Below are 15,899 nucleotides of genomic sequence, written 5' to 3'. Positions count from 1 at the left end.
GCGCTCACCCGGCCTTCGCCCACCGGTCGGTGAGGTCCAGCAATTCCACGGGCCTCTCCGAGGGTACCGCGCGGGCCTCCACGCGCACGCCCTGCTCGGACATCTGCTGGAGCGTCTTCAGCTCCGCCTCCGCCAGGAAGACGGACGGGGACACCTGCCGGCGCCCGGTGCCGAAGTGCACGTTGCCCAGGTTCAGCTCGTCCATGGACAGGCCGTGGGCAAAGGCGAAGGGCACGGCCGCCACGTCGCGCAGGAGCACCAGGGTGCGCACCCCGTCCTTGGAGAGGGCGGCGAAGTCCACCTGGGCGAGCGGGAGGATCTGCACCTCGATGGCGCTCTGGACGGCCAGGGCCATGGCCGCCCGGATGAGGGGGCTGGACGCAGCCTCGTCATCCGCGACGACGACCCGGGAGACCTTCAGGAAGGGCAGCCAGGCCTCGACGACCTGACCATGGATGAGGCGGTTGTCGACGCGGACCAGGGTGATCACGGCAGTCTCGAATCGCCGACCCGCGCGGGTCCGTCAAGTTCGCGGCTGCTGCTGGGCCTCGCGAAGCAGGGCGGATGCGCAGGTGATGTTGCGCTGGCCATGGGAAGCCAGCTGGTTGGCCATCTCCGGAAGCGACAGCTGCTCGTTGCGGAGCGAGTTCGCCTTGAGAAGCATGGGCAGGTTGACGCCAGCGAGGACCTCCAGGTTCATCCGCTGACACATCATCAGCGACTCCTTGCACGGAGTGCCGCCGAACAGGTCCGCCAGGATGATGACACCTTCCCCCTCATCCACGCGGGCCACCGCCTGCTTCATCTTCGCGCGGAGCTCCTCGACGGGAGTCCCCGGCTCGATGTTGCAGGTTGCCACCGCGGGAAGCTTTCCCACGATCTGCTCCGCGGTGGAGACCAGCTCCTCCGCTAGACGCCCGTGCGATGCGACGACGAGGCCGACCATGTCCGCTCCTGACCAACCCCCCGAAGTTTGCGGTCTACGCCTGAACGCCGCGTTGCGCAACTCCGGCGAAAGTTTCCGCCCTGAACCCCAGACCCACGCTCCCACTTCCTGTGTCGAAAGGTAAGACGACAGTGGCTCCCATGCCCGAAATTTCGGTTCCGGCCGCGTGCAGGGCTGTCGCCTGCCGGACGGGGGAGCGACTTCGTTCCCCCCACACCTTATCGGATGCCACGGTGACATGCGCGATGCGCGCCGTCGCCTTTACCTCGCACACCCCGTCCCACCGCCCGTACAGCAAGGAAGCAGGCGCCCTATTAAACGAGTCGGGACTGGAACGATAGAGGGGACACGCATGACCCATGGCCCGCGAGGGCCAGGCGCCGCCTTCCGGGCCCGAGGCAGGGCCGCGTGAATGAATTGACATGTGAGTCAATCCTCAGCATCCAGCGAATCGCACGCGCCGGTGTGACGTCCCGGGGCGGATGGAGGCGTCATGGCGCGGTCGAAGCTGCTGAAGGAAGGCGATGCGGTCCCTGATGTCACGCTGAAGGGCGCGGGAGACCGCCCGGTGCGGCTGCGCGACCTGGTGGGGCAGAAGGTGCTCGTCGTCTACTTCTACCCGAAGGATGACTCGCCGGGCTGCACCGTGCAGGCGTGCAGCCTGAGGGACCAGTACGAGGACTTCGTGGCCGCGGGCGCGGAAGTGGTGGGCATCAGCGGCGACTCGGTGACGTCGCACGAGGGCTTCGCCACGAAGCACCGGCTGCCCTTCGTGTTGCTGAGCGACGCGGGCGGTGAGGCGCGTGACGCGTTCGGCGTGCCCCCTTCCCTGCTGGGGCTCATCCCCGGACGCGTCACCTTCGTGGTGGACCGCAAGGGCGTCATCCGACAGGCGTTCGAGTCGCAGCTGCGCGTGGGCGAGCACGTGCGGCGTGCGCTGGAGCTGGTGCGCACGCTCGCCCACGAGGGTGAGGCGGCGACGGGCACGTCCGCCGCGAAGTAGGCGCCCCGCGGCACCGGGCCCGGCACAGGCGGGCCCGGAGGGGACAGCATGGCGCGCGGTCCAGAGGTCCAACGCGACCTCGAGGCCACTCCGAGAACCGCAATGCCGCAGCCGCACGCCCGCGTCCCACGCGCGAACACGCACCGCGGACAAACTGTCCCGCACGCGCGTCGAAACCTCGCCCGGAGGGCGGCGCCCCAGACGCAACCCCGCGTAGTGCTTCACTTCCTGCGCGCCGCGCCGCGTGTTCCACGCGCTGGCCCATGCCTTGCTCAAGCGATGGGTGCCACGCGACACACGCGAGGCAGGGAGAGCAAGGCCATGAAGACCCAAGACGAGAGCTTCTTCGACGTCGTCGTCCTCGCCGTCAGCCCGCTGATGGCGCTGCAGCTGTTCGTGCTGGTGATGATGGTCGTCACCTATGCACACCCGTAGCCACCTGCGTCAGCAGTGCCCGTAACATCACGTAACATGTTGACCCTGGACGGGACTGGTTTCAGCTCGATATAAACGGAATAGCGCGACAGGCAGGCATTTGCCGATGACGCCGCCGCGCTGCCGCTGAGTTCCCCCCCGAGCTGAAAGGAAGTCCCCGAAATGAGCCTGAACCCCCGCGGTCGCCTCAATTGGTGGATGGGTGCTGTTGCCAGCGTTTCCCTGCTGGGTGCTTGCGGAGCGCCGGATGAGCGTGCCGGTGACGCGCTCGAGTCGAACGAGACCGTGCAGGACGCGGTCGCGGGCGATGTGGCCGTGAAGCTGTCCGTGGAGAAGTCGTCCCTGGCCGCGCGCGACAACGTGCTCGTCTCCGTGACGATGACGAACGTCTCGTCGCGCGCCGTGCGCCTGCTCAAGTGGAACACGCCGGTGGATGGGCTGAAGGAGGACCTCTTCAAGGTCACCGCCAACGGCATCTCGGCGGAGTACAACGGCCGTCACTACAAGTGGGCCGCGCCGCAGGCGACGGACTACCTGAACCTGGCGCCGGGCGAGAGCGTGTCGAGCAAGGTGGACCTGGCGTCCGTCTATGACCTGTCCAAGACGGGCACCTACGACATCAGCTTCGCCTCCGCGGCGCACGACGGCGTGTCGGAGCTGAGCTCCAACAGCCTGACGGTGTTCATCGAGGGCCGTCCCTTCGTCAGCCCCGAGGCCGAGGCCGCCCCGGGCACCGTCAACGCCATGGCGCTGTCCACGGCGAACTGCACCAGCAGCCGCGTGACGTCCGTCACCACGGCGTTCAACTCCGCGAAGACCTACGCGAACAGCGCGGTGACCTACCTGGGCGGCACGCCCAGCGCCACCACGCGCTACACCACCTGGTTCGGCACCTACAGCAGCTCGGGCTGGAGCACCATCAAGACGCACTTCACGTCCATCAAGAGCGCCTTCGACACCAAGTCCGTCATCGTCGACTGCGGCTGCACGGACAGCGCCTACGCGTACGTGTACAAGAACTCGCCGTACCGCATCTACGTGTGCAACGCGTTCTGGAGCGCGCCGAACACGGGCACGGACTCCAAGGCCGGCACGCTCATCCACGAGATGAGCCACTTCACGGTGGTGGCGGACACGGACGACCACGCCTACGGCCAGACCGCCGCCAAGAACCTGGCGAAGTCCAGCCCCACCAACGCCCGCGACAACGCGGACAGCCACGAGTACTTCGCCGAGAACACGCCGTCGCTGCCGTAATCGCGGCGCGGTGACATGATGTGAAGTCGGGACGGGGGCGGCGACGCCCCCGTTTCTTTTTTTACGGAGCCGGGAGCCCCATTCTGATGACACGTGGAAAGCTGGGTCGCGTCACGCTGCTGTGCCTGGGAGTCATGGGTGGCGCATGCGCGTCACGTTCTTCCGAGGGAACACCGCCGCCAGCTGCGGCAAGGCAGGAGGAGTCCGCCATGGCGACGACGCTGGAGTGTGCACTGAGCGCCCCCAAGACGGTGAAGGCGGGCGAGCCGGTGGAGGTGGTCTTCCGGCTGACCAACCCCACTGCGAAGCCGCTGTACGTGCTCGACTGGCACACGCCGCTGGAGGGGCTGCTCAACGACATCTTCCAGATTACGCGTGACGGCACGGAGTTGTCCTACGCGGGGCCCATGCTGAAGCGCGGCAACCCGGGCGCGGATGACTACGTCGCCGTGGCGCCGGGGGCCTCCGTGGAGGGCCGCGTGAATGTCGCGCTCGCGTATGACTTCACGCAGCCGGGCCGCTACCGCATCGCCTTCCGTGGCCGGCTGATGGATGTAGCCACGCAGCAGGCGGAAGTGCCGCACACGCTGGACGGGTTCCGCGAGCTGCCGGTGAAGTGCCCCGAGGTGGAGACGTCCGTCCTCGCCCCCTGAGCGAGCGCCAAAGCCAGACAGGCCGCGCGCGCGTCAGCCCACCACGAGGCGCGCGCGCTGCTTCGCCGGACGGATGCGCGCGGTGGCGCCAGCGCCGAACTTGAGGAAGTCCTCCTCCACGCCGTCGCTGAAGATGACGCCCCCCGACGCCATCCGCGACTCCAGCACCAGCTCGCGCTCCGCCGTCACGAAGCCGCCCACCACGTCCGCGGCCGAGTGGCGGCTGATGAAGGGCTCTCGCACCACGAAGGCCAGCTTCGGGTCCTCCCACGCCAGCTTCCACGGCTGCCCCGGCACCCCACCCGTCTGCTGCGTCAGGCTCCGCGCCAGCGTGAAGACCGACGACAGCCACCCGCTGGAGCCCGCCCCCGTGGACACCAGCACCCCGCTGGACGACTGCGACTCCTCCGTGTCCCCGTAGCGCAGCCGGTAGCGCGCCGACACGTGCGACTTCGCGCCGATGAACAAGTCATTGAAGGCGAGCAGCCGCTGCCCGTCCTCCAGCTGCGCCTCCGCCAGCGTCACCTGCCGGAAGCCCGCCTTCCCCTCCAGCACCTTGCGCACCGCGCCCCGCGCCCCCTCCACGCGGTAGGGCAGCAGCACGCCGTCGAAGCGCTCCGGGTCCGGATTCACGCCCACCAGCGGCTGCTCCCCCACGTACTTCGCCACGTTCGCCACCAGCCCGTCCTGCCCGGCGACGACCACCACCTCCTTCCCCGTGAAGAGGAAGGTGGGCACCAGGCTCCGGTCCACCTGCTGCACCGGCAGCCCCAGGCCCAGCGTGTCGCGCAGCGCGTCCACCGCGCGGCGGTAGGACTCGTCCTCGCGGGAGAACTCCTCGAAGTCCTGCCCCGCGTGCTCCACGTAGAACTTCGCCTGCTTCTTCGTGTTGAAGCGCTCCACCAGGCCCGCCAGCCGCGTGCGGCGGGTGACGAGGACGATTTTCTCGTACATGGCCGCCCTCTCTTCCGGTCAGCGATTGCGGGGCCCGGTGGGCCTGGCTCCGCTGCCCGGCGCGCCCATCAGCGAGCTCAGCAGGTCCGGCGACACGTTGAGCTCGCCGATGCGCTGCGCGTTCTCCCCCATCTCCCGGAAGGCGAGCGCGATGTTCAGCGCAGGGTCCGCGCCCCCCGCCGACGTGGCCATCAGCGTCTTCCAGTCCACCCCGCGCACCGGCGCCAGCGTCTTCTCCAGGTAGTAGGCGCGGGCATCCGCCGCCTGGCGCTCGTTCTGGCTCCAGCGCTCCATCAGCGCCGCGCGCTGCTCCTCCACGGCAATGTCCGCCGCCATCTTCGCCTCGCGAATCTGGCGCTGCCGCTCCTCCACCGCCAGCTCGGTGGCCAGCTCGCTCTCCTTGATGCGGCGCTCCTGCTCCACGGCGGCGTTGCGGCGCGCGTAGATGGCCTCGTCCGCCGTGCGCTGCAGTCCCTCGCGCGCCTCCGCCTCCAGCGCCCGCGCCATCTCCGGCGTCGGCTTCACCGACAGGAGCGAGAAGGCCATCACCTCCACGCCCAGCCCCCGCACCGGCTCCGCCACCGCGAGGGCCGCGAGCACCTGGGCCTCAATCGTGTCCGTGTGGACCAGCACCTCGCGCAGCGGCATGCCCTGCACCACCGTGCGCGCGCGCACCTGCGCCACCTGCACCAGCCGCTCCGCCAGCTTCTCCGGGTCGTCCGAGCGGTGGCGCCCGGACACCCCCACCGAGTAGTCCAGCAGCGACGCCAGCCGCTTCGGGTCCGCCACCCGGTACGTGAGCTGCCCCTGCAGCGTCACCGCCTGGAAGTCCCGCGTCACCTCGTTGAAGGCGAAGGGCACGTCCGCGCTCGACAGCGGCACCGACACCAACGTCGCGGACGGCTTCCAGTAGAAGAACGAGAGCCCCGCCCCCTCGCGGACCACCTTTCCCCCCTCGAACTGCATGACGTACGTCGTCGGTGCCGCCTTCATGTAACCGATGACCATTGGGCCCGCCCTCTCGCTTCGTGTACCTTCGACACATTGTTAGTGTCCTTTCGACACTTTCGCAAGTCGAAGTGCGAGAGGGCGGGTGTCGGTGGTCAGCCCACGACGTGGTCGGTGGCCTCCATGGCGGGGATGAAGAGGGCCGGATAGAGGGCGCGCGTCGCGGTGGCGGAGAGGAGGATGGCCTCCTGCTCGGCCGCGTCTTGCAGGGTGTCCAGCACGCTGGCCAGCTCCGCCACGTGGTCCCCGTCCGCGCCCGCGTGGCCCCGCAGGAAGGTGACGGCGCGGTGGATGTCGGGGATGGCTCCGCGCGCGACCAGGCGCTCCGCCGCCAGCCCCGCGCGCACCACGGACAGGTGCTCCAGCACGTAGGCCGTCCCGAGGAACGCGGTGGGCACGCCCGCCTCCGCGGTGAAGCGGTTCCAGCTCACGTACGCGCGCACGGCCGCGCAGGCGGGCGTCGCCTCCACCCGCTCCTTCGTCCAGCCCAGCGCGCGCAGGTCTGAGAGCAGCCAGCGCTCGTGGCCCGACTCCTCCTTCGCCTTCTGCACGAGCAGCGCGGCCAGCGTGGGGTGATGCCCCAGCCGCTGCATGCGCCGGCCCGCCAGGCCCAGCAGCGGCGCCGTCCACCGCACGTAGTGGTACGACTGCGCGAGGTAGTTGGCATATGAGGCCGCGTCCGCCGTGCCCTCGAAGAGACTCCGCGCTTCCGGGTGGCCATCCAGCTCGCGCACCAGGCGGTTCGCCTGCTGCTCCAGCTTCACGATGAGCTTCGTCGACATGTGCTTCTCCCGTCCGGGCGCACCCGTGGCGCGCCCGCTGTTGAAGTGAGTGGTGGTGGAGTGGGAACTTCAGGCGGCGCGGGAAGCGCTCACCGATAACGCGTCGAACCAGGCCAGCGTGCTGGCGGGAATCGCGTCCAGCGCGGCGACCAGCGGCGTGGCGTACCGGTGGAAGCGCGCGTCGTAGAGGGGCTCACTGATGAAGCGCGCGCCCAGCTTCTTCGCGAAGAGCGACAGCGTGCGCGGCAGGCGCAGGCCGTCGAAGCGGCCCTCGCACGCGCGCAGGCGTTCCTCGGGTGTGTAGAGCGGGGCCTCGGGCACCTCGGGTGGGTGGGCGGGCTCGTGCGGCGTCACCTTCCAGTGGGGACTCACGCACCGCATCCTCGCGGCCACCTGGAAGGCGATGAGCGCGTCCTGCGCGCAGTCCGTCTCCGTGTTCGCGGACGCAATCCAATGCGTCACCCCGCGCCTGCGGCTCTCCCGGTACATCTCCGCCTGCAGGCGCAGCAGCACCTCCGAGCCGCGATAGCCGCGCAGCACGCAGTAGCGCGTCGTCTCCGCCAGCCGCATGCCCGGCGCGTCCACCTGGCGCAGGTCCAGCTTCTGCTCCAGCTCGATGCCCAGCCGCTGCCCGGAAGCGCGCGCCACCTCCGCGTTCGGCAGCAGCAGCCGCGACGTCGCCACCGCCGTGTCTCCGGCGTAGACGACGAAGTGGAGCGTCGTCTCCAACGTGTCGAAGCAGCTCACGTCCCGTGGCGCCGGAGGAGGCGTCCCCAGCAGCCCCATTTCCGTGCCGAACACCGCCCAGCGCACCCGGAGCGCGTCGTCCAACTGGCGCTGCTCCGTGGCAATCACACACCGCACCGTGGTCATCTTCACCTTCCCCCTTGCATGGCGGAGGGCGCCCGACAGGACTGGCGGCACGGGTCCCCCAAGGACCCGAGCCCACCATCGCGCCCCCGCCTCTCGTTCATCGCGCGGGGGATTTTCCGTGGGACTTTTTTCTTCGCGGTGCTTCCGGGCCCGGGTCAGCGCTTGTCGAAGCCGACGTGCTCCACCGCCACGCCCCGGGGCGCCACCGCGTCCAGCCGCTTGCCTTCCGTCAGCGCGGCCACGGCCCAGTCCAGCGCGAAGGGCTCGCGCGAGTGCAGCGCGTATACCTCCTCGTGTCCTCGGACCTCGTCCAGCTCGATCGCGGCCGGCAGCATCGGACGTGTCGCCTGGTAGCGCGCCGCCTCCGTGCCTCCGAACGGGTGATACACGGTGACGGTGCCCTGCCCGTCACGGCTGAGCACCGCGACGTAGCCGTCCTCCGCCGCCTTCACCTCGAACTGGAGGACGTCTCCCGGGGCCAGCGTCGCGCCCGGCTCCACCCGCGCGCTGCCGTCGCCCGCCTTGCGGTGCAGCACCAGCGACACCGTGCCCTTCACCGTGTACGGGTTCTCGCGAGGCCACACCCCCACCAGCACCGAGGCCGCGAGCGCCGGCACCAGCAGCAGCCACCAGGGCCGCCGCCGCGCGGGCTCGGCGGCCTCGTAGCGGGCCACCAGCGGCCCGGGCGGGTGCTGGACGAGGAACGCCGCGGAGTCCGCCCGCAGCTCCTCCAGCCGCGCCCGGTCCGGCGCGGACTCCGCCAGCACGGACTCCAGCTGACCGCGTGCCTCCGGCGCCAGTGCGTCCGAGAGGTAGCGCTCCAGCAACGCATCCTTGATGCGGCGCTCACCCGCGCTCATGGCGTCGCTCCGGGCGAGAGGCGGAGGCTGCGCTTCTGCGCGCGCTCCGCGAACCGCGCCAGCATCCGGGACACCGTCTTGCGCGACATGTCCAGCACCTGCGCCACCTCTTCCGTGGTGTGCCCCTCCACGAAGTAGAGCACCGCCACCGTCAGCACGTCCTCGTCCTCGCCCTGGGTGAGGAGCGCGAGGTCCTGCAGGGCCTCCACCCGCTCCAGCCCTCCCGTGTGCGAGGTCGCCGCCTCCTGGCGACGGTCCTCCGCGTCCTCGTCCTCCACCGACAGCGGGCCCAGGCTGCCGGACCAGCGCGCGCGACGGCGCACGCGGTCCACCGCGCGATAGGTGGCGATTTGATACAGCACCGTGAACGGCGAGGCCTCGTCGCGCGGCGTGCCCCGCACCTTCATGTACGCCAGGAAGGTGTCCTGCGTGACGTCGAGCGCCTCCTCGGCGTCACGGGTGAGCGACAGCGCCCTGCGGTGGACGGCGGGGCCGAAGCGCCGGTAGAGCGCCGTCAGGTCGTCCGAGGCCGGAGACGCCGCCCGCGCGGTGGGACCTCCCCGGGGAGCGGTGGACTCCGGACTCAACGACGACTCCTCCCAACAGCCACATCACTCGCGCAGCGCCTGACGGCTCGCGAGCCGGCTGGAGCACGCTTCCTGCATCTTCACATAGAAGTCCTTCGAGGTCAGGGAGATGGCGCGCGAGTAGTGCTCCAGCGCCTTCTCGTACTCGCCGCTGGCGTCCAGCAGCACGGCCAGGTTGTACCAGCCACCCGCGTTGTCCGGATGCTGCTCGACGTAGGACGTCAGCTGCGTGATGGCCTGTCCGACGTCGCCCTTCTCCGCCACCTTGACGATGTCCTTCTGCGCCGCGTCCTCGTCATCCATGCGCAGGTAGTGGGAGACCTGACGCGGGGTGAGGTCCCGGAGCACGCGGTCCACCAGTTGCCCGGCTACCGTGCGCAGCAGGATGTCCACGCGCTCCGACTCGAACTCGCCCGCGTACTCCTCCTCCGCGAGCAGCACCTTGCCCGCGGAGTTGAAGGCCGTCACCCCGAGGATGAGCTTCGCGACGAAGACCTGGTTCCGGGTCTTCTTCGGCATCCTGCCCTTCTCATCCTTGACCACGAGCTGGCGCTTCTCCAGGTCCGTGTCCCAGCCGAGCACGTCGATGCGCAGGCCGACCTCGCCCTGCTCCAGTGCGATGGCCTTGTCCCCCTGCAGCTGCACCTCGCTCCCCGTGCGCTTCACGGTGCCGCCCGCGTGGGTGCGGTCCGCGAACGAGAAGTAGCCGTCCTGCCGGCTCTGCCGGTACAGCTCCTGGAGGACGACGTCCTGCACGATGGACTGCCCCTCCGTCTGCACCACCACGAGCTTGCGCGAGGCACCCACATTCACCCGCGCGGGCTCGAGGACGTTGACCCGGAGGCCGGGTGAGCAGCCGATGACCAGCGAGGCCAGCAACAACAGCGGACGCATCGAGCGGAGCGGCATGGAGTTCTCCCCTGGAACCAGGCACGGAGCTCCGTGAGACGGGAGGACTTCGCCCCCCGCCCTGGAGCGCAGGGCGAACGGTAGAGCAGGTGGCTTCACCGGTGGTAGGCCCCGCCGCTTCCTCACGGGTGCGCCCCGGCCCGGGCTCAGCGCAGGGTGACGGACAGGCGGTAGTTGAAGAGGGCGTCCTCTCCCGTCGCCAGGCTCGCTGCGCGCACCTGCAGGTAGTAGGTGCCCGCCGCCAGGAGCCTCGCGCCGGAGTCATCCGGTGTCTGGCCGAGGCCGTCGAGGCGCGAGCAGAAGCCCCGGCCTCCGTCGTCGTTGGAGGCCAGCTGCTGGCCACTCGCATCGAGCAGCGTGAGCTGGCTGTCGACGCCGTTGGACTCGCAGGTCTCGGTGCCGGTCCCCTCGCTGATTTCCGCGCGCAGCGAGCGGCCGCCCGCGGGCACGGTGATGCGGAAGACATCCACGTCGCTCGCGGTGGGGTGGGTCGCGAGGATGGAGCCCTCCCCGTCCGTGAGGTTCAGCACGGTGGCGCTGACGAGCGCCTCGTTGGGCTCCGCCTCGGACCCCGCGCTGGCCAGGACGGTCGTCTCCAGGACGTAGGCGAAGGGGACCTCCGCGCCCGGGCTCGCGGAGACCTCCACGTAATACACACCCGCCGCGAGGTGGTAGAGGAGCGCCGCGCACGTGCGGAGGCCCTCGTCGTAGGACTCCGAGACGAGGGTGCCCGTCGCGCCGAGCAGCCGCACCCGCGTGTCGCCTCCCGCCTCGCAACGCAGGAGCCCTCCGAAGAAGGTCTCGAAGCGCACCACGCCCGGCGCGGAGACCTCCACGCGGTACAGGTCCACGTCCGTTGCTCCGGACAGGAGACCGGAGAGGCGTCCACCGCCGGTGATGCGCACGGGCGAGTCGCCGGTGGCGCGCGCATCCGCGTCGGCACGGGTGCCGTTGGGCTCCACCTCCACGGAGGTGAGGCCCTCCACGGCACACGTCCGGCCGCAGCCATCGCCGTCCGTGGTGTTGCCGTCCTCGCAGGCCTCGGGCGCGTCGAGGAGCCCGTCGCCACACACCGCGACGCGCTCGCAGGTGCTGGTACAGAGGCTGCTCCCGTCGCACTCCTCGCTGCCAGTGATGCGGCCGTCGCCGCACACGGCCTCGTAGCCGATGCGCACGGTGTAACCGGGGATGGGCTCGCCCGTGGAAGAACGGACGCGCACGTACCAGGTGCCCGGGGCGAGCCGCCGCAGGGCACGGTCTCCCTGCTCCGCCGAGAGGAGGGGACAGTCCGCCGGACCTCCGTCATCGTTGGAGGCGACCACCGCGCCGCTCGCGTCGAGCAGAGCGATGCCCGGGTCGATGTCCAGGCAGCTCGACGGCCCGGCCTCGTCGAAGACCTCCAGGGACACGTCGCTGGTTGCGGTGAGGGTGAAGCGGAAGAAGTCCTCGTCACCCGAGGAGGCAATCGCGCCGCCGAAGAGGACCGCCGGCGTCAGCGGGCCGCTGGCGGTGGCCGTCGTGCCGTTGGGCTCCGCCTCCAGGGTGGGCGGCACCTGGCAGAAGCGGTTGCACGCGTCGCCGTCCGCCGTGTTGCCGTCGTCACACGTCTCGCTGCCCGTGCGCTCACCGTCGCCGCAGGTGGCAACGCGCTGGATGCTCAGGCCATAGGGGAGGGCCACGGTGCCGCTGAAGAACACGGGCCTGACGGCGACGTAATACGTCCCGGGACGCAGGTGCGTCAGCTGAGGGTCCCTTGCCGGCTCCAGCAGGGAGCAGAGATTCAGCCCGTCGTCGTCGTCGCTCGCCAGGACGTGGCCGTCCGCGTCCAGCAACTCGAGGGCCGTGTCGAGGTTGGTGCAACTCTGGGGCCCCCGGCTGTCGTCCGTGGTGATGCGCAGGTCGGACACCGCGGCGAGGGTGAAGCGGTACACGTCCACGTCCGTCCCGGACGCCAGCGCGCCGAACGCCCGCGCCGGCACCCAGGGCAGCACGTCCGCGGTGGCGACCGTCTCGTTCGCCTCGGACTCGAACACCGCCTCCACGTTGCAGGACGCGTTGCACCCATCCCCCGGCGTGGTGTTGCCGTCGTCGCAGGACTCGGCGCCCCTCACGCGCCCGTCTCCGCACCGGGCCGCGCAGACGGTGGGCGCAGTGCCGGTGCAGTCGTAGCCGGACTCCAGCGCGCAGGCAGTGGAGCAGCCATCATTGGCGGCCGCATTGCCGTCATCACAGGCCTCGCTCCCCGCGCGCACGCCGTCGCCGCAGGCCGTGGCGCAGGTGCTGGGCGTGCCGGAGCAGGTATGGCCGGGCTCCACCGCGCACGCGGCGGAGCACCCGTCACTCGCGGCCGTGTTGCCGTCGTCGCAGGCCTCGCCGCCCGCGCGCACCCCGTCGCCGCAGCGGGTGGCGCAGACGCCGGGCGTGCCAGGACAGGTGTAGCCGGGCTCCAGCGCGCACAGCGAGGTGCAGCCGTCATCCCCCCGGCGGTTGCCGTCGTCACACGCCTCGCCCGTGTCGAGCCGGCCGTTGCCACACGCCACCTCAACGGCGCAGGCGCCCTGCGTGCAGGTGGTGCCCGCCGAGCAGGCGTAACCGCACGCGCCGCAGTTGCGGGAGTCCGTCCGCAGGTCGAGGCAGGCGCCGTCACAGGACGTCTGCGCCTCGGGACAGTCGGAGTCCGCGGGCTCCGATGAGGTACAGGCCATGGCGAAGAGGGCCAGGGCGGCCGTGGTGAGCAACCCCAGGGCAGAGCGGTGGGACAGCGGCATTCAGGACTCCCAGGTGTGGCCAGTGGGAGTCTCTGGCGAGGCCCCCGGCGTCCACGCGACATGCACGGACGGCCGCCAGCGTGAGGGAATCCGCTCATGGGGGCTGTACCACTTAAGGCGTAGGGAGCCGCGACGGCGTCAGTTCACCGGCAGCCACCAGGCCAGCTTCACCGCGAAGGTGTGGCTGCCCGGCGCGGAGAAGCTGTTGCCCAGCGCGTCCGGCTCCAGCACGCTTCCCAGGGCCTGCTCGTTGGAGCGGTCCTGCTGCCACACGAAGAAGAGCGTGCTGCCCGGCCGGAACTCCCAGCGCACCACCAGGTTGCTGCGCAGCGAGCGGAGGTTGAAGTCCGGGTCGTCCACCACGAAGGTCGTCCCCGTGGCGTCCACCACCCGCAGCTGTCCCTCCGCGCGCGTGATGTTCTCATCGCCATAGCGGAGCAGCGCGCGGCCCCGCGCCTGGAGCAACTCACCGAAGCGGCTGTAGCGCCCGCTGGACGCGAAGGGCTCCGCGTACAGCTCCACGCTCAGGTCCGGGGTGACGAAGAAGTCCACGCGCAGCCGGGCGAACAGCTCGCGCCTCTCCACCGCGCCGAAGACGTAGCGCGAGCCATACGTCTCCGGCCGGCCGCCGGCCACCGTGGCCACGTACTGCGGCTCCTCCGTGTAGCGCGACAGCCCCGGCTCCACCGCCAGGCGCAGCCGCCGCGTGGGCTGCACGCCCAGGCTGCCACCCACCGTGTAGCCGTGGCTGCCCGTCTCGTAGCGCCACGCCTTCCCCTCGAGGCTCCAGCGCGTCGTCGCGCTGAAGGCGTTGGCCAGCTCGGCGATGACGTCCACGCCCTGCCCCGTCTGCATCAGCGGCCCGCCGCGCGTCAGTACGTCCGACAGCGCGCGCGGCAGGTACGTGGCCGTCACCGCCGCCGTCCAGAAGTTGGGCAGCGTGGCATTCACCGTCGAGGACAAGCTCGTGGACTGGCGCACCCCGCCGTAGTTCAGGCTGTTGAACAGCGACAGCGTCGCCTCCAGGCCGCGCAGCCACCGGCCCGGGTCCGTGTCCCGGTACGTGAGGCTCACCTCCGCGGTCAGCTCATCCGCGGACTGGAGCCGGCCCACGTCGTTGAGCTCGAAGCCCGGGGACTCCGCGTAGCCGCGCACGCTCCACAGCCAGTTGCGGCCGCTCAGCCGCTCCAGCGTCGCGCCCGCGGTGTAGCCCGACAGCGACGTGGCCTCCGGGTTCAGCGTCGCGTACGTCTGGTCCGGCCGCTGGTAGTAGCGCGCGCTGGAGCGCTGCAGCCGCAGCATGGCGTCGCGCGTGCCGCTCACGTAGCTGCCGCCCGCGTAGGCGGTGAGCGCGTACTCGCTGCCCGGGCCCAGGCGGAAGGACGCGTCCGCGCCCGCCGTGTACGCCTGCCGGGGCAGGTTGAAGGCGAGGCTCTCGCCCTGGCCCGTGGTCGTCAGCGAGCGATTCACGCCCGTCAGCATCGCCCCCACCATCGAGCCCTCGCCCAGCTCCTGCTGCACACGCACCACGCCGTAGCCGGTGAAGGGCTCCAGCTTCACCCGGCCCTCCTCCGACGTGTCGAAGTCGTAGACGTCCGCGAAGCTGTGGCCGGTGACGGCCGCCAGCGCGCCCACGGACAGGCCCGACGCCAGCCGACCGGTGAGCTTCCCCGCGCCCCACAGCGTGCTTGCCCGAGGCGCCTCCACGAAGTCGCGCTGCGACTGCAGGTCCCCGAGCAGGCGCGGCGAGGCGCCGATGCGGCGCGAGTAGAAATACGCGGGGCCGTTGCCGGTGAAGAGCTGGGCGCCCTCCGTGAAGAAGGGCCGGCGCTCCTCGAAGACAGTCTCGAAGGCGCTCAGGTTCACCACCGCCGGGTCCGCCTCCAGCTGGCCGAAGTCCGGGTTCACCGTGGCGTCCAGCGTGAGGTTGGGGCCCAGGCCCACCTTCGCGTCGCCGCCCACCCTGCCCGCATAGTCGCGACGCGCGTCGAACGGGGTGCCCGCTCGCGGGTTGCGCCCGGAGTTCACCTGCCAGTCGCCCGCCACGTACGGCAGCAGCTCCAGCCGGCGCGAGGGCCGCACGCCGCGCACGCCCGTCAGGTCACCGAACCACGAGGACCAGCCGGTGACGTGGCGCGGCACCGCCACCCAGAAGTCGTCCTCGTTGCGGCGCGGCACGTAGCGGTTGAGGTTGAGCCCCCACACCTGCTCGTCCCCGTCGTTGAAGCGCAGCTGGGAGAAGGGAATCCGTAGCTCCGCGACCCAGCCCTCGCCCGTCAGTCGGGTGCGCGCCTGCCACACAGGGTTGAAGGAGAAGTCGCGCTCGTACTCGCTGTCCACCGGGTGGAACCAGTCCACGCGCTGGCCCGCGGCCGTCACCGCGAAGCTGTAGGACGTGCGCCGGTCATGCCAGGTGTCGAGCGACACGATGAGCCGCTCCGCCACACCGCTCTCGTCACGGCGCGTCATCACCGTCTCGATGTCCGCTGGCGAGTCGCTGAACATCCGAGCGCCGACATAGAGCGCGTCTTCGTCGTAGACGAATGCGACCTCCGTGCGCAGGGTGGCGGGGAGACCCTGGTCCGGCTCCTTCTGGATGAGGTCGGTGGTGAAGGTGGCCTGCTTCCAAGCCTCGTCGTCCAGCACGCCGTCCAGCACGGGCGGCTGCTCCACGCGCACTGCCGCCGTCTTCCGGCGAGGCCCCGGAACCTGGGCGTGTGCCAGCGAGCCCCCCAGGAGCAACATGCAGAGCGTGAACGGGACGACGCGAAGACCCATGCAAATGGCGCACGGTACACACCCGCCCGCAAGAGTCACGTGGCTGGAAATCCCCGAGCGCGTTACCAACGAGAGGAGCGAGGAAG

14 protein-coding genes are annotated in these 15,899 nt (G+C 70.5%); 3 read left to right on the top strand and 11 right to left on the bottom strand.

The features are described 5' to 3' along the window. Window positions 1–4: 4 nt before the first annotated feature. Window positions 5–490, bottom strand: a complete 486-nt coding sequence (locus tag G4D86_RS17350) for a PTS sugar transporter subunit IIB (RefSeq protein WP_163995051.1) — start codon at window positions 488–490, stop codon at window positions 5–7. 33 nt (window positions 491–523) lie between these two features. After that, window positions 524–946 carry a PTS sugar transporter subunit IIA gene (locus tag G4D86_RS17345; RefSeq protein ID WP_163995050.1) on the bottom strand — a complete coding sequence of 141 codons (423 nt, stop codon included), beginning with the start codon at window positions 944–946 and terminating at the stop codon, window positions 524–526. A 493-nt stretch (window positions 947–1,439) separates the two neighbouring features. On the opposite strand from G4D86_RS17345, the gene G4D86_RS17340 reads away from it, so the two are divergent. The 3 genes from G4D86_RS17340 to G4D86_RS17330 all read left to right on the top strand — a co-directional run bounded on the left by G4D86_RS17340 (window position 1,440) and on the right by G4D86_RS17330 (window position 4,294). Beyond that, window positions 1,440–1,949 carry a peroxiredoxin gene (locus G4D86_RS17340; RefSeq protein WP_163995048.1) on the top strand — a complete coding sequence of 170 codons (510 nt, stop codon included), beginning with the start codon at window positions 1,440–1,442 and terminating at the stop codon, window positions 1,947–1,949. Between the two features lie 597 nt (window positions 1,950–2,546). After that, window positions 2,547–3,641 (top strand): M35 family metalloendopeptidase, encoded by a 1,095-nt coding sequence (locus G4D86_RS17335; protein WP_163995046.1) that lies wholly within the window; start codon window positions 2,547–2,549, stop codon window positions 3,639–3,641. Window positions 3,642–3,850: 209 nt separating this feature from the next. After that, complete coding sequence (locus G4D86_RS17330; RefSeq protein WP_240360303.1) at window positions 3,851–4,294, top strand: protease; 444 nt, start codon at window positions 3,851–3,853, stop codon at window positions 4,292–4,294. Between the two features lie 33 nt (window positions 4,295–4,327). Here the strand turns inward: G4D86_RS17330 and G4D86_RS17325 are convergent, their stop codons facing one another. The 9 genes from G4D86_RS17325 to G4D86_RS17285 all read right to left on the bottom strand — a co-directional run bounded on the left by G4D86_RS17325 (window position 4,328) and on the right by G4D86_RS17285 (window position 15,813). After that, complete coding sequence (locus G4D86_RS17325) at window positions 4,328–5,248, bottom strand: diacylglycerol kinase catalytic domain-containing protein (RefSeq protein WP_163995043.1); 921 nt, start codon at window positions 5,246–5,248, stop codon at window positions 4,328–4,330. A gap of 18 nt (window positions 5,249–5,266) precedes the next feature. Next, complete coding sequence (locus tag G4D86_RS17320) at window positions 5,267–6,256, bottom strand: SPFH domain-containing protein (RefSeq protein WP_163995041.1); 990 nt, start codon at window positions 6,254–6,256, stop codon at window positions 5,267–5,269. 95 nt (window positions 6,257–6,351) lie between these two features. Next, the gene (locus tag G4D86_RS17315) at window positions 6,352–7,038 is read right to left on the bottom strand and encodes an iron-containing redox enzyme family protein (RefSeq protein ID WP_163995039.1); all 687 of its coding nucleotides are present in this window, start codon (window positions 7,036–7,038) and stop codon (window positions 6,352–6,354) included. Between the two features lie 69 nt (window positions 7,039–7,107). Then, a complete protein-coding gene (locus G4D86_RS17310; protein ID WP_163995037.1) occupies window positions 7,108–7,911 on the bottom strand; it encodes a GNAT family N-acetyltransferase in 804 nt (267 codons plus the stop codon). A 155-nt stretch (window positions 7,912–8,066) separates the two neighbouring features. Then, the gene (locus G4D86_RS17305; RefSeq protein WP_163995035.1) at window positions 8,067–8,771 is read right to left on the bottom strand and encodes a DUF4384 domain-containing protein; all 705 of its coding nucleotides are present in this window, start codon (window positions 8,769–8,771) and stop codon (window positions 8,067–8,069) included. After that, the gene (locus G4D86_RS17300) at window positions 8,768–9,358 is read right to left on the bottom strand and encodes an RNA polymerase sigma factor (RefSeq protein WP_163995033.1); all 591 of its coding nucleotides are present in this window, start codon (window positions 9,356–9,358) and stop codon (window positions 8,768–8,770) included. The genes G4D86_RS17305 and G4D86_RS17300 overlap by 4 nt, the downstream gene beginning before the upstream one ends. A 24-nt stretch (window positions 9,359–9,382) precedes the next feature. Continuing rightward, complete coding sequence (locus tag G4D86_RS17295) at window positions 9,383–10,267, bottom strand: tetratricopeptide repeat protein (RefSeq protein WP_163995031.1); 885 nt, start codon at window positions 10,265–10,267, stop codon at window positions 9,383–9,385. A 146-nt stretch (window positions 10,268–10,413) separates the two neighbouring features. Further along, window positions 10,414–13,035 carry a DVUA0089 family protein gene (locus tag G4D86_RS17290; protein ID WP_163995029.1) on the bottom strand — a complete coding sequence of 874 codons (2,622 nt, stop codon included), beginning with the start codon at window positions 13,033–13,035 and terminating at the stop codon, window positions 10,414–10,416. Window positions 13,036–13,173: 138 nt separating this feature from the next. Continuing rightward, entirely contained in the window at window positions 13,174–15,813 is a 2,640-nt protein-coding gene (locus G4D86_RS17285; RefSeq protein WP_163995027.1) for a DUF5916 domain-containing protein, read from the bottom strand. Between the last annotated feature and the right edge of the window lie 86 nt (window positions 15,814–15,899).

This window comes from Pyxidicoccus caerfyrddinensis (genome assembly GCF_010894405.1).
GTDB classification, from domain to species: domain Bacteria; phylum Myxococcota; class Myxococcia; order Myxococcales; family Myxococcaceae; genus Myxococcus; species Myxococcus caerfyrddinensis.
This window is presented reverse-complemented; position numbering and strand designations above follow the sequence as displayed.